The 20201-nt window shown below is 62.0% G+C and carries 16 protein-coding genes; 11 read left to right on the top strand and 5 right to left on the bottom strand.

Annotated elements, in window-relative coordinates; genetic code table 11:
* Positions 1-2 precede the first annotated feature (2 nt).
* The gene (gene lspA, locus AC6CDK_RS03240; protein WP_039646939.1) at positions 3-485 is read left to right on the top strand and encodes a signal peptidase II; all 483 of its coding nucleotides are present in this window, start codon (positions 3-5) and stop codon (positions 483-485) included.
* Between the two features lie 3 nt (positions 486-488).
* Here lspA and AC6CDK_RS03245 read toward each other — a convergent pair whose 3' ends face one another.
* A complete protein-coding gene (locus AC6CDK_RS03245) occupies positions 489-1529 on the bottom strand; it encodes a DUF3187 family protein (RefSeq protein WP_039646937.1) in 1041 nt (346 codons plus the stop codon).
* A gap of 114 nt (positions 1530-1643) precedes the next feature.
* On the opposite strand from AC6CDK_RS03245, the gene AC6CDK_RS03250 reads away from it, so the two are divergent.
* From AC6CDK_RS03250 to AC6CDK_RS03265, 4 genes are all read left to right on the top strand, one after another.
* Positions 1644-4106: a penicillin-binding protein 1A gene (locus AC6CDK_RS03250; protein WP_192905661.1), complete on the top strand. Its 2463-nt coding sequence runs from the start codon at positions 1644-1646 to the stop codon at positions 4104-4106.
* Between the two features lie 161 nt (positions 4107-4267).
* Entirely contained in the window at positions 4268-4576 is a 309-nt protein-coding gene (locus AC6CDK_RS03255; protein WP_262421275.1) for an HU family DNA-binding protein, read from the top strand.
* A 247-nt stretch (positions 4577-4823) separates the two neighbouring features.
* Complete coding sequence (locus AC6CDK_RS03260; RefSeq protein WP_192905660.1) at positions 4824-8351, top strand: DUF748 domain-containing protein; 3528 nt, start codon at positions 4824-4826, stop codon at positions 8349-8351.
* Positions 8352-8430: 79 nt separating this feature from the next.
* Complete coding sequence (locus AC6CDK_RS03265) at positions 8431-9093, top strand: YdbL family probable chaperone protein (RefSeq protein ID WP_192905659.1); 663 nt, start codon at positions 8431-8433, stop codon at positions 9091-9093.
* A gap of 44 nt (positions 9094-9137) precedes the next feature.
* Here AC6CDK_RS03265 and AC6CDK_RS03270 read toward each other — a convergent pair whose 3' ends face one another.
* Both AC6CDK_RS03270 and AC6CDK_RS03275 read right to left on the bottom strand, forming a co-directional pair.
* On the bottom strand, positions 9138-10496 hold the full coding sequence (locus AC6CDK_RS03270) for an MATE family efflux transporter (RefSeq protein ID WP_039646928.1): 1359 nt from the start codon (positions 10494-10496) through the stop codon (positions 9138-9140).
* 15 nt (positions 10497-10511) lie between these two features.
* Positions 10512-10769 (bottom strand): GSU3128 family (seleno)protein, encoded by a 258-nt coding sequence (locus tag AC6CDK_RS03275; RefSeq protein ID WP_255296099.1) that lies wholly within the window; start codon positions 10767-10769, stop codon positions 10512-10514.
* Positions 10770-10961: 192 nt separating this feature from the next.
* On the opposite strand from AC6CDK_RS03275, the gene AC6CDK_RS03280 reads away from it, so the two are divergent.
* The 3 genes from AC6CDK_RS03280 (at position 10962) to AC6CDK_RS03290 (ending at position 14248) form a co-directional block, all read left to right on the top strand.
* Positions 10962-11426, top strand: coding sequence for a MarR family winged helix-turn-helix transcriptional regulator (locus AC6CDK_RS03280; protein WP_039646926.1), 465 nt, complete (start codon positions 10962-10964; stop codon positions 11424-11426).
* On the top strand, positions 11426-13411 hold the full coding sequence (locus AC6CDK_RS03285) for an FUSC family protein (RefSeq protein ID WP_192905658.1): 1986 nt from the start codon (positions 11426-11428) through the stop codon (positions 13409-13411). The genes AC6CDK_RS03280 and AC6CDK_RS03285 overlap by 1 nt, the downstream gene beginning before the upstream one ends.
* A gap of 99 nt (positions 13412-13510) precedes the next feature.
* Positions 13511-14248 carry an SDR family oxidoreductase gene (locus AC6CDK_RS03290; protein ID WP_039646924.1) on the top strand — a complete coding sequence of 246 codons (738 nt, stop codon included), beginning with the start codon at positions 13511-13513 and terminating at the stop codon, positions 14246-14248.
* 237 nt (positions 14249-14485) lie between these two features.
* Here AC6CDK_RS03290 and AC6CDK_RS03295 read toward each other — a convergent pair whose 3' ends face one another.
* Both AC6CDK_RS03295 and AC6CDK_RS03300 read right to left on the bottom strand, forming a co-directional pair.
* Complete coding sequence (locus AC6CDK_RS03295) at positions 14486-15142, bottom strand: response regulator (RefSeq protein ID WP_039646922.1); 657 nt, start codon at positions 15140-15142, stop codon at positions 14486-14488.
* Positions 15139-16875, bottom strand: coding sequence for a sensor histidine kinase (locus AC6CDK_RS03300; protein ID WP_066358420.1), 1737 nt, complete (start codon positions 16873-16875; stop codon positions 15139-15141). Before AC6CDK_RS03300 ends, AC6CDK_RS03295 begins: the two co-directional genes overlap by 4 nt.
* A gap of 489 nt (positions 16876-17364) precedes the next feature.
* On the opposite strand from AC6CDK_RS03300, the gene AC6CDK_RS03305 reads away from it, so the two are divergent.
* From AC6CDK_RS03305 to AC6CDK_RS03315, 3 genes are all read left to right on the top strand, one after another.
* Entirely contained in the window at positions 17365-19173 is a 1809-nt protein-coding gene (locus AC6CDK_RS03305; protein ID WP_192905657.1) for an aryl-sulfate sulfotransferase, read from the top strand.
* A gap of 103 nt (positions 19174-19276) precedes the next feature.
* Positions 19277-19942 carry a thiol:disulfide interchange protein DsbA/DsbL gene (locus AC6CDK_RS03310; RefSeq protein WP_039646336.1) on the top strand — a complete coding sequence of 222 codons (666 nt, stop codon included), beginning with the start codon at positions 19277-19279 and terminating at the stop codon, positions 19940-19942.
* Positions 19943-19953: 11 nt separating this feature from the next.
* A partial coding sequence (locus tag AC6CDK_RS03315; RefSeq protein ID WP_496639712.1) for a disulfide bond formation protein B occupies positions 19954-20201 on the top strand: 248 nt, incomplete at its 3' end.

Raw genomic sequence — 20201 nt, forward strand, 5'->3', positions numbered from 1 at the left:
GTATGAAGCCGACCTGTCGCATCTTCAATGCAGTGGTGCTGGGCTCCCTCGTTCTCGATCAGGCGACGAAGGTCCTCGTCGACCGCACCATGGATCTTTACCAGTCGATTCCTGTGATCGACGGATTGTTCAGCATCACCTACCTGCGGAATCGGGGGGCCGCGTTCAGCTTTCTGGCGGATTTTTCCTACCGGCTCCCCTTCTTCATCCTGGTGTCGGTGGTGGCCCTAGGGGTGATAGCTGTTACCTTCCGCAAGCTCCGGGACGACCAGCACCTGGCGGCCGCCGCGCTCGCGCTCATCTTCTCGGGCGCCCTCGGCAACCTCATCGACCGGGTCAGGCTCGGCGAGGTGATCGATTTCCTGGACGTCTACTGGAAGACGTATCACTGGCCCGCATTCAACGTGGCTGATTCGGCCATCTGCGTGGGGGTGGCGCTCCTTGCCATCGACATGATCCGGGAGGAGCGGCGCACGGCCCCCTGAGGTTCAGAACCGGTGCGACAGTGCCAGATGGAACACCACGTCCGGCGCCGTCTTGACGCTTGCATCCTCCACCACTCCGATATCAAGGGCGGTCCGGTCCGAGAAGGCGATGGTGCCGCCGCTGGTGATGGTGATGGTGTCGGTCCTCAGCTCCCGGAGGCCGGATGCGCGGTAGAAGGCGGAGTGCCAATCCCCCTGGACCTTCAGGGCGATCCAGGAAGCGGGGCTCCAGCCGAAGCCGAGGGTGCCGAATCCCGCCGCGTTCCGCTGCTGGTCGGCCAGGACGTCCCCATCCCCCATCACCATGCCCCCGCCGGCACCGAAAAAGGTCAGGTGCCCCCATTCCCCCACCGGCAGATCGGTGCTGCCCGTGAGCCAGAGGGCAAAGTCGGTCCCGCCGCTTCCCCGCAGCCTGCCGCTCTCCCCCGTGGGAAGCTTGAGCGAGCCGCGCAGGGCCAGCGACGTCCGCGACTCACCCGTTCCCTCATGAAGCCGTACCGCCGCATTGAGCCTGACGTCGCCGATGCCGAAGCCGCCGTCGTCGTAGTGGAGCCGTTCTGTCCCGTCACGATGGTAGCTGAAGAGCAGTTCGTCCTGCGGATACTTGTCCCGGTCACCGTTGTTGAAGTCGAACACCTTGTGAAATCCTTCCACAAAGCTGTCCAGAGCCCCGCCTGATGTGCCGATGAAGGGAACCTGGATGCCCGCTTCGAACCAGGGGGTCACGCCGTAGCGAAGGTCCAGCGCCACACGGTAGGTTTCGCCGTCCAGGTGGACCGATTCGTTGGCGGTACTGTCGACGGCGAAGTTGTTGGCGGCATCGGCAATCAGCGTTACCTCTGTCTCCCGTGGCGCGAGCAGGCGGGCGCTTCCGGCCGCTGGGGCGGGATGGATGAGCGCCAGGGGGCTCATGTTGATGGTTCTGAACGGAACGATCTCCGCCGCGCGGGCCGTGGCGCCGAGGGCTGTGGAGAGGGCGGCGGCTCCTGCAAGGATGCCGATGCATACGACCAGGGAGTGCTGAAACGCGAGTTTTCTGTTCATGGCTCCTGTTCATCCTCCTTTGCCATAATCTTCTTGAACTGCCCGATGGCTCTGCGCTAAGGTGACACGTTACGGGTTCATACATCTTCAAATCAGGGAATGTGGTGGCGTTCAATGACAGTCGGCAGGCAGAATCCCGGTCCCCGGAACATAAACCGTCGACGGGGCAAAAGTCCATTGAAAATTGTTGTCATAACTTCGCTATGTCTTGCGGTGACGGCCCTGCTCGCGCTGGCGGGATATCTGTTCTTTCTCATGGCGACCCTCCCGAAGGTGGACCGGCTGGCCGATTACAAGCCTCCCATCGTTTCCCAGGTGTTCGGCGACGGCGGGAGCCTGGTGGGAGAGTTCTACCTGGAGCGACGGACAGTGGTGCCGGTGGAGAAGCTGCCTCGCCGGCTCGTCCAGGCCTTTGTGGCGGCCGAGGATTCCAATTTCTACCAGCACAAGGGGCTGGACTACCTGGGCATTGTCCGTGCCGCGGTGAAGAACCTCATTTCCATGCGGAAAAAAGAGGGGGCCTCGACCATTACCCAGCAAGTGGCCAAGTCGATGCTCCTTACCCCCGAGAAGAGCTATGCCCGCAAGCTCAAGGAGGCGATTCTCGCCAAACGGATGGAGGAGCGGCTTGCCAAGGACGATATCCTCTATATCTATCTGAACCAGATTTATCTGGGTGCCGGTTCGTACGGCGTCCAGGTGGCGGCGGAGACCTACTTCGGCAAGAACGTCGAGCAACTGAACCTGGCCGAAATGGCCATGCTCGCAGGCCTGCCCAAGGCCCCCAACGCCTATTCCCCCATCAAGCATCTTGACCGGGCGCGGGAGCGCCAGGCCTATGTCCTTGAACGGATGGTAAAGGAAGGGTACATCACCCAGGCCGAGGCTGATCATGCCCGGGCCACTCCCATCGTCATCCAGTCCATGAAGAAGGTCAACAGCGATCAGTCCGCCTATTTCCTGGAACATATCCGGATCGCCCTGGAAGAGCGCTACGGTGAGGAGCAGCTTTACAAGGAAGGGCTGCGGGTTTACACCACCATGAACGCCGAGATGCAGAAGGCGGCCTATGAAGCGGTGGTGAACGGCCTCAAGAACGTGGACAAACGGCAGGGATTCCGCGGTGCAACGGCCTATCTGGCCGAGTCCGCGGTCGCTGCGTTCTGCGATAAGGTGGAAGACGGCATCGATACCGTTTCCCTCAAGCAGGGCGTCACCTACCAGGGGGTGGTCACCGCCGTGGACTCTGCCCGGGGGGATGTGACCGTGAGGGTCGGCGACCGGACCGGCACTCTCTCGCGCAAGAATATGGCCTGGGCCGGCAAGGTGCAGTTGGTGAGCGCCTGGGGCAAGCAGGAGGTGAAGGGTAAATTCCTGTCGCTCGGCAGCGTGATCCTCGTATCGGTCGTCACCCCCGACGCGGACAGGAAAGGGGCCGTCTTCGCCCTTGATCAGGAGCCCGAGGCCCAGGCGGCAGTGGTGGCGCTGGATCCTCTCTCCGGTGCGGTCAAGGCCATGGTCGGGGGGTACGACTTCCGCAAAAGCCAGTTCAACCGGGCATTGCAGGCAAAGCGGAATCCCGGCTCCGCGTTCAAGCCGATCATCTATGCCGCTGCCCTGGATAAGGGGATTACCCCCGCCACCATCTTCGACGACTCGCCGGTGGAGTACGAAAGCGGCAAGGAAAAGGCCTGGAAACCCAAAAACTACGACAACATCTACCGGGGCAACGTGACCATGCGGGAGGCCCTCACCAACTCCATCAACGTGGTGAGCGTCAAGATCCTGGAGCAGATCGGCGTGGACTATGCCATCGAGTACGCCAAGAAGCTGGGCATAACGTCTCCCCTTTCGGCCAACCTGACCTTGGCCCTGGGCTCTTCCAGCCTCACCCCCCTGGAACTGACCTCTGCCTATGCGGTGTTCGCATCGGGCGGCTATCGGACCACTCCCTACTTCATTACCAAAGTGGAGGATGCAGAGGGGCGGACACTTGAGGAAACGGCGCCGCCGGTCATTCCGACATTCTCCGTCATGACGTCGGCCGAGTCGTCCCCCCTCGACGTGCCGCCCGCTCCTCCGGTCATGGCCGGGGGCTCGGCGACAACGGCGGTACCGGTGATTGCGCCTGAAACCGCCTACATCATGACGAATCTCATGGAAAGCGTTGTCCAGAGCGGTACCGGCCAGCGGGCCCGGGCCGTCGGCCGCCCGGTGGCCGGCAAGACCGGAACCACCAACGACATGAAGGATGCATGGTTCGTGGGGTATATTCCCCAACTGGTGACCGGGGTCTGGGTCGGTTACGACCAGGAGCGCTCCCTGGGGGCGGGCGGGTCGGGTGGACAGGCTGCGGCCCCCATCTGGACCGAATTCATGCGGCGGGCAGTGGCCGGAATTCCTTCCCGCGCCTTCGAGACGCCTCCCAACGTTACCTTTGCCACCATCAATCCCCGCACCGGCCGGCTGGTCCGCGAGGGCAGCGATGGCGCCGTGCAGGAATGCTTCATTGCAGGCACCGAGCCGACCGCTTACGATGGTGAATCTTCTGAGGATGTCTCGCCTAAATTGCAGTAATATCAATATGTTGGTATAGTGGGTCCGCGCCAGTGCTGGCGTTGCGGGTGCCATGGGGCCAAAAAACCTGATACGGTAAGGGTTTCCGCCGATAAAAAAATGAAGTTTGCGAAAATAAATCCCTTGCAAAGTGGAAATTTCTGTCTATAGTATCTGCCAGAATTACCAACAAAGGAGGGTTGACCATGACCAAAGCTGAACTTGTGGATGCCGTAGCGAAATCTGCCAACCTGACAAAGGCGGCCGCGGACAAGGCCGTTGGCGCCGTTATCAGCGCCGTCAGCGACGCCCTTAAGAAGGGTGACAAAGTGACCTTGGTCGGTTTCGGCAGCTTCGAGGTGTCCACCCGCAAGGCGCGCACCGGCCGTAACCCCCAGACCGGCAAGGAGATCAAGATCGCTGCCGCCAAGGTTCCCAAGTTCCGTCCGGGCAAGGCCCTCAAGGACGCGGTTGCCGGCAAGAAGAAGTAGCTGCGGCACGCCGTCATTCCAGACGGTACGGGTTCTCCCTTCACAGAGGATGAAAAAGCCCCCTTATTGCGGGGCTTTTTCATTTTTGAACAGTTCCGCAACGGATGGTTCGGGAGATCGCTCCCGTCTTCACGCCATCGTTGACCGGACCTCAGCCACACCAATGTCCTTGATCCTCTCTTTTCCCTGACCCCCTTGCCAGGGCGGCGCTTCCCGGGTACAGTCTCCTTCGGAGGGAGACAGTCCAATGCCGCATTCCGACCAGATGGAGACACCACGGCGCCGGGGCGGCCGCCGCATGGCAATGGCGGTGGTCACGGTACTCATCCTCTGCCTCCTGCTCCCCTTCCTGGCGGAGCTCTATCTGGCATCTCCCCTGGCCGCACGCCACCTGTCCCGCCTGCTTTCCCGGACCCTCGGCTGTCCCGTTACCATTACCGCGCTCCATACCTCGGGCATGGGCATTGCCGCCCGCGGCATCGCCATCGGCAATCCTGCGGGATTTCCCGCCGGCACCCTTGCATCAGCCGATGCCGTTACCGTTGTTCCCCATTGGGGAGCCCTCATCAGCGGGGAGCGGGCCCTGCACCGCATCGTTCTGGACGGAGTACGCCTTACCCTGGTGCGAGACCGGTCCGGTACCTGGAATCTGGCGCGGCTGGCAACGGGGATGAAGGGGAAAAAACCTGCCCCGGATACCCACATCGGAGAAGTCGTGGTGCGCCGGGGCAGCCTGGCCGTCGAAGGCCATCGCATGGAAGGGATCGATCTGCGTCTGCGCGACCTGTCGACGCAGGGGACGACCGAGTCCCGGCTTGAACTCGCCTTTGCCGACGTCGCCGGAAACCGGTTCAGCCTGACGGGAAGCGGCCGCATGGGGCCCCACCCTTCCTTCGACCTTGCCCTCTCTGCCCCGTCCATGGCCCTGTCACCCCTTTTGCCGCGGCTCAATGGCCGGGTTCTGGACCTCTCCGCAGCACGCGGTTCCCTGGCTGTGCGGGCTCAATTGCGGGAAGGCGTGATCCGCATCGATGGAGGCGGGACGGTGCAGAATGGCGCGCTCAGGGTCCGGGGGCAGATGGTCACGCTGGCCGGCAAGCTCCAGGCAGCGGCCTCCTATGACATGCGGGAGGACCGCGCCGTGCTCGACCGCCTGGATCTGGCCCTGAGCGATTTCTTCACGGCCCGGCTGACCGGCACCGTGGAGCAGGCGCGGCGCGAGGGGCGTTTTGACGCCCGGTTGGCCCTTGACGAGGTGGATCTGGCCCGGTTGAGACGTTTCCTGCCGGCGTCCGGCACGCGCATCGTCACGGCGGGGATGCTCCGGACGCGGGGACTACGGGTTGTCGGCGACCGAGCCCGGGGGGTAACCGGCGTTGACGGTGCCGTGGCGCTGAGCGGCGGGACCCTGGCAATGGGCACGAAGATCGTCGCCCGGGACGTGGGCGGCACGGTTTCCGTTTCTCCTGCGGCCGGGGGGTGGCGCGTGTCCGGCCAACTGCTCTCGCCCCGGGCAGCAGGAGACGTCATGGTCGATGGGCTCCGCATTCCATTCGAAGCGGAGGTGTCCTCGCGCTTCAAGCCGACGGTGGTACGGGTTGCCGGCATGTCCTGCCGGGTCATGGGAATCCCGCTGGAGGGGGGCGGGTGGTTCAGGCCGACGGCGGCGCAGCCACTCCAGCTCTCTCTGCGGATCCCTTCCTCATCCCTCACGCTTGCCGCCACCCGGCTGGAACCCTATGGCCTGCGCCCCGAGCGCGGCACCGCTGCGCTTTCCCTGGATCTGGCGGGCGGCGTGCGCAGTCCTTTTGCCGGCGAACTCGCTGCGGCTGTGAACGGCGCAGCCCTGTCGATCAAGGGGAAGCCGGCCACTCTCGGAAAGGGTGACCTGCGTGCCCGTTTTGCCTGGCACCGGGGCGTCGCGTCCGTGGCCGGCACACTTCTGCTCGACGGTGCCTCCTACGGCGGCCGCCAGGGAGAGGTGGCGGCTCCGTTCAGGCTTGACGGCCGCTCACTGGTGCTTGACGCCCCCCGCTTCCGCTTCGGCCCCACCGCCGGTACGGCCCGGCTGGTGGTGGCCCGGCTGCCGGACGCACCGGCAGGGATGGTCCACCCCTTTACCCTGGAGGTGACGGAGGGATCGGTGACTCACGGCACAGGAGGTGCCGGAGGAATCAATGCATCCATCCGGGGAACCTATCATGGGGGCACGCCGGGCTGGCCGGAAGTGGAAGGGAGCGGGTCAGCGGTGCACCTGACGGTGCAGGGGAAGCCCATCGGCGCGCCCTCGGTCAGGTTCGCGCTCGGCCGGGAGAAGGGGGAAGCGGTGGTGGCGGGGCACCTGCTTGGCGGGGCACTAAGCGCCCGGATCGATTTTCCCGCCCGTGCCCCGTTGGAAGACCTCCGGTTCTCCGGTTCGCTTCGGCAGGCGAGGCTGGCTGCCATCGCCCCGTTCGTGCCCGCCACCGGCCGGATTCCCGCAGTGGCCGGGGGGGAGGCCACCATCAGTGTTGACGGCGGCTTCGCGGGGAGCTCAGGGCTGCGCTGCGGGCTCGAAGCACGGCTAGCCGGCATGGCCCTGGACGGGACGGGGGGCAAGCGGCTCCTGTCCGGCGCGGAGGCCCGGGTGGCGGCCCGGGTGGCCGGAGAGCGGCTCGACCTGCGCGAGGCGGTGGCCGTTCTGGGGAAAGGTGCCTCCGTCCGCATTACGGGCAGCATGGATCGGTTCCGCTCGCCGGAGCGGACAGGGACATTCTCCGTAACGCTGCCGCGCACCCCTCTCACGGCCCTGGTGGACCCCCTGGTCAATGTTCTGCCTCGGCCGGTTCAGGAGGCAACCCTGGAGGGGGACGTGGCAGTCTCCGCCGAGGTGGCGCTGGCGGGAAAGGCCGGCAGCGTGGACGGGACCGCGACGCTCTCCGGCGTCCGCTTCGATTTCCCGTCCCAGAAACTCGATGTCAGCGGGGTTGGCGGCACGATTCCCTTTTCGCTCCGGACGGCTGCCGAGGCCGCCAAGCGTTCCCGCCAGGAGCTGAGTTTCAGCCGGGAGAATTTTGTCCGCCTGCTGGAGATGCTTCGGCCGCAGGCGGCATGGGATCATACCCTCACCGTGGGTAAGATCCGCTTCGGTCCCCTGGAGTTGGGGCAGACGGCCCTGGGGCTGCGGGCCGGCAACGGCACCCTGGAAATCGGTTCGCTCCGGTCGGGGCTCTACGAGGGACAACTGCTGGGGAAAGGGTTCGTGACGGTCCGGGGAGGCATCGCCTACGGAGCTGATATCCTGGTCCATGACCTGAGCCTTGCGCGGCTTTGCGATGCGGTTCCCAAGATCCGCGGATACGTTTCCGGCCGGGTCGACGGCCTGCTCAGCCTCCACGGCCAAGGGGCCGGAATGGATGGGCTCACCGGCTTCACCGACCTCTGGGCTTGGGAGTCGACGCGCGAGCGCATGCTTCTTTCCCGTGAATTCCTCCAGCGCCTGGCCGGGAAAAAGCTGCGCGGGTTCTTTTTCCGCGACGACCGTCCCTATGACCGGGGCGAAATCAGCGCCTACCTGGAGAACGGGTATCTCACCTTCACGACCCTGGACCTGGCCCATACGAATATCTTCGGCATCAAGGACCTGAGCGTTTCGGTCGCCCCGGTCCAGAACCGGATTGCCCTGACGCACCTGTTCGGCGCCATCAAGGAGGCGGCCACCCGGGGCAAGGCGGTGGCCGGGGAGCCGGCACCGGCCGAAAAGCCGGCGGAGATGGAGTTTCAGTGGCGCGATTGATGCCACTCGCCGGCGCAGGCCTTCCAATCGGGGCTTCATGTGGTATAGTGCACGATAGCTACTCAGCAAGGAGGACGCGATGATCAGGAAGCTTTTCACCGGAACCCTGTTGGGGCTCTGCGGCCTTCTGGCCGCCTGCGCCATCATTACCGTGAATGTCTATTTTCCCGAAAAGGCCGTCAAGGAGGCCTACAAGTCGCTGGACGACATGCTCCTGGGACGGGAGGGGGAGCAGAAGCCCGCGCCCGACCGGAAGCCGGCCGAGGGGCAGCCGCCGGCGGACAAGCCCCAGAGCCGCCTGTGGAACAGCCTGCCGTCCCTGTCGCTGGTGACCGAAGCCTGGGCAGCCGACGATTATGCGGATCAGTTGGCCGTGGAGCTGTCCAGCATGCCTGAGGTGCTCAAGGCCTATGACGAGATGCGGGCGCGCCTGCCCAAGCTCGACCAGCTCCGGGCGCAGGGGGTCGTGGGCGAGACCAATCAGGGGCTCGTGACCATGAGGGACGCGGCAAAGGCGGCTCCCGGCGACGACGCGGTGGTCAAGGCCGAGAACGACAACCGCAAGACCGTCATTACCGGCATGGCCCGGGCGATCATCAGGCTCAACAAGCAGAAGGAATCCAAGCAGGCCCTTGGCCAGGTGCTCCCCAAGGCGGCGGCGACCTATGCCGACACCAGGCGGGAGGAGGCCCGGCCGGGGTGGTGGATACAGCTCCAGAACGGCAGGTGGGTGCAGAAGTAGGGAACGGGCGGCTCTTCGCAATCCCGTGCCGAGCCCGTTTCAGGTCAGATGATGACCGCGTGCAGGTCCCGCCGGCGGTACCGCCACCAGAAGGCGGCGGCCCGCACGTACCAGTCGATCACGAAGACGCCCCAGACGGCGTAGAGGGAAAGGTGGAGCCAGTCGGACGCCACCCATGAGAGAAAGACCCGCACCCCCCACATGACGCCGAGGGTGACCAGGAAGACGTAGAAGGTGTCGCCGGTGCCGCGCAGGCTCCCGGCATAGACGAAGGAGATGGCCAGCGGCACCTGGGCGAAGGCCACCAGCCGCAGGAACACAATGCCGTTTTCGATGACCGCCGGGTCCCGGGTGAAGAGCCCGATGAGCGGTCCGGGCACGGTCAGGAACACGGCCGCCATGGTCCCCATGACAATGACCGCCAGACGCAGGGCCTCACGATGGCTGATCCGCGCCCGGCGGTATTTTTTTGCCCCCAGGGCCTGCCCCATGAGGGTGGCGGCGGCGATTCCCATGCCCGCACCCGGCATGAATGACAGGGATTCGATGGAGAGCCCGATCTGGTGGGCTGCGTAGGCGGCAGTGCCGTAGCCGATGATGAACTTGGAGTAGAAGAGCTGCCCCCCCTGCTGGGCAATCCGCTCCAGGGCAACGGGCCACCCCACCCGCCAGATGCGGCCCATGAGTCCCGTGTCGGGTCGGCCGATGCGGATGTAATCCAGCCTCAGGGCTTGCACCAGCAGGTAGAGAAAGCCGATGGCCTCGGAAGCGTTGATGGCGATGGCCGCGCCGGTGACCCCCAGGGCGGGGAGGCCGAGCTTGCCGTAGATGAGGGGCCAGGCGATGAGCACGTGGAGGATGTTGACCAGGATAATGGCCTGCATGGGCGTGCGGGTGTTGCCGATGCCGTGCATGATGGCCGAAAGGATGTTGAGGCCCGTGGTAAAGGCCAGATAGAGGAAGACCAGCCGGGTATAGCCGGCTGCCAGGTGGAGCACGTCGTCCCGGGCACCGAGGAACGCGGCCAGGTCGTCGCTGAAGCACCAGCCGAGCGCGGAGGCCGCCGCCGTCATGCCGGCGCAGGCGAGACACGCCGCAAAGGCTGCCCGCCGCGCTTCCCGGCGCTGTCCCGCTCCTCGCAGGTGGGCGATCACTACCGTGGTGCCGGTGGCAAGCCCCCAGAACACGGTCATTGTCACGAAGACCAGGAGCTGGCCGAGCCCCGTGGCGGCAATGGCCGCGGCTCCCAACCCGCCCACGAGAAAGATGTCGACGATGGCCACGAGCCGCTGGAAGAGCGAGGAAAGGAGCACCGGCAGCGACAGGTTCATTACGTTGCGGCGGATGGAGACGCGTTTGCTCCGTTCCCTTGCGTACCGTGCCCTGAACCCTCTCCTCGTCATTCTTTTCCCTCGCCGTCAGTCGCCGAGTTCCAGTTCCCCGGCCATGTTCAGCACGAAATTCTTGGCCCGCCCCGATGGTGCGATGATCCCGTAGGCCAGGGCCTCCTTCAGTTCGGCGTCCGTGGCGCCGGCTTCCTTCGCGGCCGCGAAGTGTTTCTTCAGTCAGGTGGGGCACCCCACCGCCACGGCGCAGCCGACCCGGATCAACTCCCGGGTCCGGGCATCGAGAACCTCTTCGTACTCGAAATCGAGAATCTTTTTGCGAATCTTCATGGCCATCGCTCCTTTTCCGTGAACCTTCATGTCCGAGCATGGGAACTATGCGGTTCTACCCGGTGATTTGCAAGCGCTTTTTGGAAAAGAGGGGTATTGTCCCGACAGGGAATCGCCGGGGGTGATTACAGGGTAGTGCGAGAATACCGAAAATAAATTGCAGACAAATAAATAGTATGCTATTAATTGTGTATGACCATATTTGACGCGACAATCGACCGCAGCACCCTCATGTACCGCCTCGGGCTCCTGACGCGGCGGTGGCGTCAGATCCTCGACGCCCAGTTCCAGTCTGCGGGGCTGACCGACGCCACGTGGCGCCCCCTCTTGCATCTCGATTTCCTCGGTGACGGCTGCCGCCAGAAGGATCTGGCGGCAGCCGTCGGTATCGAGGGCCCCTCCCTCGTTCGGCTCCTCGACACCCTTGTCGCCAAGGGGTTTGTCGAGCGGTCGGAGGATGCTGCGGATCGCCGGGCAAAGCTCCTGCGCCTGACCCCCGAGGGGCGAGAGGTCGTGACCCGGATCCGGGCAACGGTGACGACCCTTGAAGACGATCTCCTCAGTCCCTTCAGTGATGATGATATCGCCCGGGTGGCGGAGGTCATCGGGCGCCTGGAGTCCACGGTGGGTGATGCCCGGCGGAGGGGAAAACGGTGATGTCAGGCGTCATCCGCCGCTTCATCGACCAACACTGGCCCCATCTGGTCAGTGCCGGCCGGGGAACGGCTGCTGCCCTCGCGGCGCTGGCGGTCGCCGTGCACCTGAAGCTGGAGAACCCCTACTGGGCAGCCATGACGGCCCTCATCGTTATCCAGCCGACCCGGGGCCTCCTGTTCGAGAAGAGCTTTTACCGCTTGGTCGGGACGGTCATCGGCTCCGCGGCGGGGCTCCTGCTCCTTCTCTCCACGGATTCCCCCCTGGTGCTTGCCATGGCGCTTTCCTTCTGGGTCGCCGCGTGCGTGGGGGTCGGTAACCTCCTGTACGGCCTGCGCTCCTACGCCTTCATGATGGCGGCGTGTACCTGCGTGGTGGTGGCCATGAGCGCCTACCAGAACCCTCCCCATCTCGTGGGCATCGCCTTCGGGAGGGTCGCCTGCATCGTTGTCGGCATCATCGTGTCAACGGCGGTGACCGCCCTCTTCACCCCCCGCCAGTCCGGCGACGGTCTTGAAAGCCGCCTGCGTCGGATTGCGGCGGACAGCATCGCGTGGCTGGCGCTGCTGCTGCGCCAGGGGCGGGTGTATGCGTTGGCACGGCGGGAGCAGGATATCCTCATCGGAATTGCGGAGGTCGAGGAACTCCTGGACGCGGCCGGGGCCGGATCGTTGCGGCTCAAGAAGCAGAAGCGCCACACCCAGGGACTCATCGCGGCGCTTCTCTCCCTCCTGGCAGTAGGGCGGCTGGCAGGGGAAGGGCTTTCCCGGCACGATGATGGAGACCGCCGCCAGGACTGCTGGCGGGATCAGCTCGGTCGGCGCCTGGATGAGGCCGCCCGCGGGCTGGAAAGCCCGACAACGGTAAACTGCACCGCCGAAATGGCGGCGGCAGCGGCCGAGGTACAAACGCACCTCCCCCTGTTGGGGGAATCCCTGAACGACATTGTCGCCTCGCTCCGGCCCGTTTTGGCCGGCGACGGCACCATGGCCGGCCCCTTCGCCCCGCAGCCAGCGAACCTGTTCATTCATCATCGGGATTGGCGGGAGGCCCGCCGGGCGGCGCTTCGCGCCTTCGGGACCATCTGGGTGGTGGGGGGCACCTGGGCACTCACCGGCTGGGCAAAGGGACCCCTGATGCTCATGGCCATAGGGATCATGATCAGCATCTTTTCCACCAAGGAGCATCCCGCCCACTTTGTGGGACAGATTTTCTGCGGAGCGGCCATCGGTTCGGCAGCCGCCGTTGTCTGCCGGGTGGCACTCCTTGCCGGGGTAACCGATCCGCTGGTCATGGGCGCAGCCATCGCCCCCTTCGTCCTGCTTGGCGTCCTTGCCATGTCGTACCGGCGAACAGCCATCGGCGCCACCGACGCCACGCTCTTTTTCATCTTCGTCACCCAGCCGGGAGTCCCCATTGCCGTTCTCCCCGCCGACCTCGCCCTCGGCGCGGTGGCGATGATAATGGGAGTGGGGAGCGCCTGGATTGCCTACCGGTACCTGGTCCCGATCAATCCCGCGATTCGGCTCCGTTCCCTGTTGAAGGCCATCGTGGATGACTTGCGGCTCCTGGCGGCGGCGGAGGCCCCTGTGGCGAAGGAACGGTTGCGGGCGCGCATGCATCACCGGGTGATGCGGATGGCTTCCATGGCCACGAGATATGATGCCGACCACCTTGCGGTTGTGGAGGGGGGGCTCGCGGCCCTGGCCATGGGGAAGTGCATCGTGCGGCTCCAGGCGTCGCGGGAACAAGGTGGCCGGACGCCGGTCGCCGGCGTCATCCGCGAGGCGCTCCATGCACTGGCAGATTCCGCCCGACGGGGAGAAAACATCGCACTGGCACTGACAACGGCTTCCACTCCCCTCTACGCGGCCCTTTGGCAGGGTTTCTCAGAAGGGGGCCATGCCGAAGGTCAGCACGGTGAATCGGTTCGTCACCGGATTAATGGAACCTGTTGGGAAGATCTGAGCGTTCGATGCCCTGTCTGAGGTTCAAGGGGTTCGACGAGGACTTTCTCTGGCAGTTGGGGTCCCTGATGAAAGCATGCCTTGGAGGCATTGTTACTGCGCACCACGAAAGGAGTCATTATGGATATCAAAGGTAAAACGGTTATGGTTACCGGTGCCAACGGCGGCATCGGCGGAGCTCTGGTCAGGGCATTGCTGGGCGAGGGTGTTGCCAAGGTCTACGCCGCTGCCCGAAGCACCGACACGGTGGCAGACCTGGTCCAGGGCGGAGATGGCAGGGTGGTGGCGCTCCAGCTGGACGTGACCCAGTCCGCCAGCGTACGTGGGGCGGCGGAGCAGTGTCGTGACGTGGACCTGGTCATGAATAACGCCGGCATAAACCGCTGTGTGGGGTTCATGGGCTCCAGCGCCATGGAGGACGCCCGTCTGGAGATGGAGGTCAACTATTTCGGCACCTTGGCCATGTGCCGGGAGTTTGCGCCAGTGCTGGCCTCCAGAGGCGGAGGAGCCATCGTGAACGTCTGTTCCATCATCGGCCTGGTCAATCTCCCTGTCAACGGGACTTACTGCGCATCAAAGGCCGCGGGGCACTCGTTGCTGCAGGGGCTCCGTGCCGAGCTGGCGCCCCGGGGCATCCGGGTGATCGGCGTCTACCCCGGTCCGGTCGACACCAAAATGACAGCAGGGCAGGAGATGCCCAAGGCGACACCGGACGAGGTTGCCGCCGCTATTCTCGCAGGTGTGGAGATGGGGGACGAGTACATCTTTCCCGATCCCATGTCTCGGCATGTCCATGCCATGCTTGAGAAGGATCCCCGGCAGGTGGAGAGGGATTTCGGGGCAATGGTCGGAGGGTAGTTCCGGGGGCGGCGAGGGAGAACTATACGGCAAGACTATGCCGGGACTTTTGCTTCTCTAAGCCCGAAGATGGCCGGCCAGTCGTGTACGTCTGCGGGGAGTCGGCCGGCGTGAAGTTCGACGCTACACGCCGAAAAGACCGGGAACCCGCCACTAGCCCAAGAGGAACCCCAGGAGCTGCCGGCAGGAACGGCAGCGGACTTCACTTCCCGCATGGAGTCCTGCATGGGTAGAGGGCTAGTGGCCATTGTTCCCGATGATGCTCGTGTTCATCTTGTAGACACCGTTTTTCACGCGGGTCAGTACATTATTCTCCATGAGGATCTGGAATGCGTTGACCACTGTCGGCTTGCTGGCGCTGAGGGCTTCCGCCACCTCGTCATAGGTGCCGTGGAACATGAGGTCGTCATCCAGGTGGCTGATTATGTACTCGATGATCTGAACCCGCTTGCCGCCGATGGAGTTGAGGAGGCTCAGCAGGAAGTTCTTGTGGTCCAGTTCCTTTTTCATCGTTTTTTGAGTGGCTATGCTCGAGAGGAGCTCGAGCATCTCGTAGAGATTGAGGGGCTTCAGCAGATAGCCGTCAGCCTTGAGCCGGATGGCATCCAGCAGGTATTCCGATTCGGAATGGGCCGAGACGATGATGACGGCAATGGAAGGATGTTTCTTTTTCACGGACTCCAGCAGATCGAGACCAGAGGCCCCGGGCATCCGTACGTCGGTGAGCACAATGTCCGGCCGGAGTTCGTCGATTGCCAGGAGGGCCTTCTCCGTGCTGCTGACGCAGACGGTGGTCTTGCAGAAACTGTTCAGTGCCAGGTGCATCTGCTCAAGGGCTTCCTGCTCATCATCAACACAGACTACCTGCATGGTTTTCAGCGCGTCAACGTTCAAACCGGTACTCCTTCGGATAATTTTTTGAACTGCAGAGAGATGCAGGCGCCGAAAAGGCGGGTGCCGTCCACTTCGAATTCGCGATTCTCCGCCCAGACCTTCCCGCTGTCAAGGTTTTCGGCGATTTGCCGGCAGAGGTACAGCCCCAGGCCCGTGCCGGCAAGATCATCCTTGGTGGTTAGGTAGGCTTCGAAAACCTTTTCAAGCAATCTCTCCGGGATTCCCCCCCCGCTGTCCTGGAACGTGACGGTGACGATGTCGCCTTCTTCGCTGGTGGAGAGTTGAATGATCCGCGCTCCCTCACGGGTGGCCAAGGCGTCCTTTGCGTTCAGAAGAATGTTTACGGTGAGCTGTACCAAGTCATTGACGAAGCCCAGAGTTTTTGTGGAGCCGGTGATGCGATTGTCCACGTGGATCCGGCAGCTCTCGAGGGCCGGCGCAACAATGCCGATTGCGCGATTGACCGAATCTGCCAGATCTATGACCTGGCGGGTAGTTCCCGATATAAGGAGCGACCGCCAGTCCTCGATGACCTGGGTCAGGTATTCGATGTTCCTGTTGGCCAGAGCGACCTGCTTCTCGAGCATGGGGCCGTCGAGCTTTCCGAGCCGGTTCTGCAGTTCGATGTTCTGAACCGTGAGCGACAGTGTGTTGAGGGGTTGCCGCCATTGATGGCCGATATAGCTGAGCATCTCTCCCAGGGCGCACTGCTTGGAGCGATGGGCCAGCTTTTTGCCCTGGTCGGTGATGATCCGCTCGTACTTCCGGAAGCCGATGAAGCTCACGAGGAGCATCAGGCAGGCTGTGCTGGCAAAGAAGATGAGCCAGACATAAATATAGCCCCATTGCCGGTTTCTGAACTCGGTCATGTCGTAGGCGACCAGGAGCCTGCCGGCTTCCTCCTTGTGATGGGTAAGAAGGAGGGGGGATGTGCTGATGATGTAGTAGCGATCCCCGACCTTCAAGTCGAGGATATCCTTCGACATGATTATTCTTCGCAGTATTGACTCGAAAAATCTGATGTCGTTCTTGCGTAGGTCCTGGTTGACGATGAAGGCATATTCGTCGGGAAGGGATGAATAGGCTGTCTCCTGGTCAAGAGATTTGTTTTTAACGACTATGGCGGTTTTTATGTTGTCCAGGAACCAGCGCAACTTGAAGTGGAACCAGGCTGGATTTATCCCCACCTCGATCGCTCCCGCCACCCTGTTTGTCGTCTTGTCCAGCACGGGCACCGATATGCTGTAGTGCAGGGGGAAGGCATCCGTCTCAAATCCGTAAGCGGGCTTTCTGTCTTTTATGGCGGCTTCCAGGGTAGTGGACTTGAGCCCGGTTGCGTGCATCTTCAGGGCCGTGTCCAGCTTCTGGTACAGAATATGTTGCTCCGAATCGACAATGACCAGCGATATGACAGGCACGAATCTTTTGGCAAAATCCCAGTACACCGGGTCGAATATCTTTTTGAGCCCTGATCTGTCCCTGTCTTTGATGAGATTGGTCACGCCACGTTCATCTATGATCGCGGTGACGTAATTGATCATGCGCAGGTTAAGGTAGGACGTCTCGCTGACATAGGTCTTCTGGATGATGGCGTTTATCTTGGTGGCGAAAAAGCGGTAGTCCGACATGCGTTTATGCAGGTCTGCCAGGGAAAAGAAGCAGAACATCCCGAACAGCAGGATGAACGTGACGGTGATGATCCTGTTTTTGTTGCCTTCGATGGTTTTGATCATGTGTTTGGCGTCCCCGTCGGGCAAGGGCTCCTCCTCCCCCGATTCCCAGCCTCGCTGGTGTCTCGTTTCCGGTTGCTGTTGCAACGTAATGCCGTTTCAGCGACCGATTCCGTGGCAATAGAGTAAACCAGGGAATTTGTTTCACGCTAAAATCCAACTAAAAAGTTTACTCCATTACCTGTTGGATGTAAACACCACGCCAAGGAAATTCTCCCGGCAGATTGCCGACAGCCTCCCCCGTCAATCGCGTATTTCGTTTATCCCCCTGGGAGCCGAGCGCTGCCCGATTCAGTAAAAGGGGCGTACTCTGTCCCTGTCCCATGTCGTGCCGTTTTAATGTAAGTTTAGTTTGGTCGGCAATAAAATAAATAAGTAAAAAAATGGCTTGACATGTTGCCTATGGTTTAGTTAAATAAACTACAAAGGTGCGTGTGGTGAACGGATAAGCTTGTGGTTGGTAGGCAAAAACGAAAGGGCACGGAGGTTCACATGGTCAAGAACGTTTTGCGAGGAGTGGTTTCTTCTGCCGCATTGGGCGCAGTCTTGCTCACGGGGATTTCAGCGGTCTATGTTCCCGAGGGGCACGCGGCCGTCTTCGAACGCAAGAAAGAAACCCAGGGGGAGCTTGGCAAGGTTATCATCAACCCGTACAAGGTCGCACCACTGACCGCTATCATCGAGCGGGAAGGGAAGGATCCCAAAAACATCACGGTCACGGTTCTGGGAAAACCGGGTGGGGGGGTCGACATCTCCTATCCGGTGTCGGAGGGGGCGTTGCTGAACCACGACGGCATTCCCGTATTCGGCCTCTATGACGATTATGTCAATCAGGTCAAGGTCGACTACACCCTGGACGGCAAAAAGGTAAGCACTATCTACAAGATAAGAACCAACCCCTTCACCGCACGCATGCAGGAGGGGCGCTACGAGGTCAAGCCGAAAGTCGACTCGGCAAAGGCGGTCAAAGGCTTTGAGGGTCGCCTCTACATGCTGACCATGATGGGAAACGCGGACAGCAAGGAATGGGCCTGGGCACGTCCCGACCATAAAGTGCACGGCGCGGGCGAATGGCTGGAACCGGCAGAGCTCTACATGGTTGACACAAAGGGCGAGATCCGGTGGTTCTTCGACAGTGAGCAGTTCTACGACAAGTATGGCCGCTCCATCGACGATCAGGGGCGCATCATGAGCATGCACCAGATGCCCAACGGCGACTTGGTGTTCGGCATGGCCCAGAAGTACTTCCGTTACACCCTCATGGGCGAGCAGGCCTATGTCCGCAAGCTTCCGCGCGGCTACATCGACCTGAGCCACGAAGTGCTCCCCATGCCCAACGGCCACATGCTGCTCCGCGTGGCCAAGACCAACTACAGTATTCCCGGCACCAAGGAGGTGGCGCATACCGTCCGGGACCACGTCATTGAAGTGGATGACGGGGGGCGCGTGGTGGAAGAGTGGGACCTGATCGCAATCATGGGTAAGAACCAGTTCCGCAAGGACCTGATCGTCGGTCTTGATGCCCGGGCCGTCTGCCTGAACATCGACATGAGCGCCGAACACCCGGTCGAGGTGAAAGAGGACATACCGTTCGGCGACAACACATCCACCGGTGCCGGCCGCAACTGGGCGCACATCAACAGTATCAGCTACGACAAGAAGGACGACTCGATCATTCTCTCCATGCGCCACCAGGGCATCGTCAAGGTCGGGCGCGACAAGCAGGTCAAATGGATTCTGGCCCCCAATGTCGGCTGGACAAAGGATATGTCGGCCAAGGTGCTGACCCCGGTCGACAGCAAAGGGAACAAGCTCGACTGCTCGGGTGCCACCTGCAACAACACGGAATTCGACTGGTCATTTACCCAGCACACCGCGTGGCTGAGCGAGCGGGGTGAGAACAACGCGCAGTACGCCACCATCAGCGTGTTCGATAACGGCGATGGCCGCGGCCATGAGCAGCCGGCCATTCCCCGCGACAAATGGTCCAGGGCCGTTGAGTACAAGATCGACGAGAAAAATATGACCGTCCAGCAGACATGGCAGTTCGGCAAGGATCGCGGGTGGGACTGGTACAGCGCGGTGACTTCCAACGTCAAGTATGACCCCGAGAAGGGTACCTACTGGATGCTGAGCGGCAACGTCCACCTGTTGTCCCCGGAGCGCACCAAGGGGATTATCAACGAAGTCGATCCGAAGACCGGTGAGGTGAAGGTGGAACTCGTCCTGTCCAACGACAAAAAGCCCGCGGTCTACTACCGCAGCCACCTGGTAAAGCCTGAAACTCTCTTCCAGTACTAAGACAGCGTACAGGCTGCCCGCAACGGAGCTGGCCGCTCCTTCGCGGGCAGCCTGTATGGAAAGTTAATCCCACTAACGAAGCGGAATCACAAGGAGAAATCAAATGTACGGGAACATAGCGAAAAAACTGGTCAAAAGTCTCGCTCTCGTTGCGTTTATGGCCAGCACCTGTTTTGCCTTCAGCGAAGGGAGCGACTACGTCACGCTGAAAAAGCCGATTCCCAACGCGAAGAACACCCTGATCAAGGTTTTCAGCTACGACTGCCCCTTCTGCTACAAGTATGACAAGCAGGTGACCCCCAAGGTGGTGCCCCGGTTGCCGGCTGATCTTCAATTCAGGCCGTTTCACCTTAAGACAAAGGGCAAGTATGGCCCGCAAGGAAGCGAACTGTTTGCCGTCCTGCTGGTCAGGGATCAGAAGAACGGGCTGAAGGACAAAGACCTTTACAGCGAGAAGTCGCTCCTGAAAAAGGCCAAGATGGCCTACTACAACGCCTACCATGACAAGAAGGAGCGCTGGGACGCGGGGCCTGACGCCTACCTGCAGACGGGCCTCAATGCGGTGGGCATGACCAGAGCCGAATTCGACAAAGAGAAGAACGACCCCAAGGTCAAGGCGCTGCTGAAGGAGTGGGACGCCTCCTATGAAGTCGCCAAGATCCAGGGTGTGCCCGCATTCGTCGTCAACGGCAAGTATCTGATCATGACCAAATCGATCACCTCCGTCGATTCCATGCTGCAGCTCATCAACGAACTCAAGAGCAAATAAGGAGATGCGTTGTGAAGCCCACGGAAATGTTTAACACATTCAAGGCCGCCCCGATACAAACGATAGCCGGCTGGCAGGACAAGCGGTTTCTGTGGATCCTGATGGCCGCAGTGAGTCTGTTCATGGTCATTCTGGCCCACTCGGTGTTTCAGATCTGGCTCTACATGAGGCCGTGCGAGCAGTGCGTGTACATCCGGTTCGCCTTCTTCTGCATGGCATTCGGCGGGATCATCGCGGCGATCTACCCCAAAAACATCGG

Source organism: Geobacter sp. PheSNFMC, from assembly GCF_059620965.1.

What these genes read in the sequence shown, in the direction of transcription:
- lspA (WP_039646939.1), top strand. Translation starts at nt 3, where the DNA reads ATGAAGCCGACCTGTCGCATCTTCAATGCAGTGGTGCTGGGCTCCCTC.
- AC6CDK_RS03245 (WP_039646937.1), bottom strand. Translation starts at nt 1,529, where the DNA reads ATGAACAGAAAACTCGCGTTTCAGCACTCCCTGGTCGTATGCATCGGC.
- AC6CDK_RS03250 (WP_192905661.1), top strand. Translation starts at nt 1,644, where the DNA reads ATGACAGTCGGCAGGCAGAATCCCGGTCCCCGGAACATAAACCGTCGA.
- AC6CDK_RS03260 (WP_192905660.1), top strand. Translation starts at nt 4,824, where the DNA reads ATGCCGCATTCCGACCAGATGGAGACACCACGGCGCCGGGGCGGCCGC.
- AC6CDK_RS03265 (WP_192905659.1), top strand. Translation starts at nt 8,431, where the DNA reads ATGATCAGGAAGCTTTTCACCGGAACCCTGTTGGGGCTCTGCGGCCTT.
- AC6CDK_RS03270 (WP_039646928.1), bottom strand. Translation starts at nt 10,496, where the DNA reads ATGACGAGGAGAGGGTTCAGGGCACGGTACGCAAGGGAACGGAGCAAA.
- AC6CDK_RS03280 (WP_039646926.1), top strand. Translation starts at nt 10,962, where the DNA reads ATGACCATATTTGACGCGACAATCGACCGCAGCACCCTCATGTACCGC.
- AC6CDK_RS03285 (WP_192905658.1), top strand. Translation starts at nt 11,426, where the DNA reads ATGTCAGGCGTCATCCGCCGCTTCATCGACCAACACTGGCCCCATCTG.
- AC6CDK_RS03290 (WP_039646924.1), top strand. Translation starts at nt 13,511, where the DNA reads ATGGATATCAAAGGTAAAACGGTTATGGTTACCGGTGCCAACGGCGGC.
- AC6CDK_RS03300 (WP_066358420.1), bottom strand. Translation starts at nt 16,875, where the DNA reads ATGATCAAAACCATCGAAGGCAACAAAAACAGGATCATCACCGTCACG.
- AC6CDK_RS03305 (WP_192905657.1), top strand. Translation starts at nt 17,365, where the DNA reads ATGGTCAAGAACGTTTTGCGAGGAGTGGTTTCTTCTGCCGCATTGGGC.
- AC6CDK_RS03310 (WP_039646336.1), top strand. Translation starts at nt 19,277, where the DNA reads ATGTACGGGAACATAGCGAAAAAACTGGTCAAAAGTCTCGCTCTCGTT.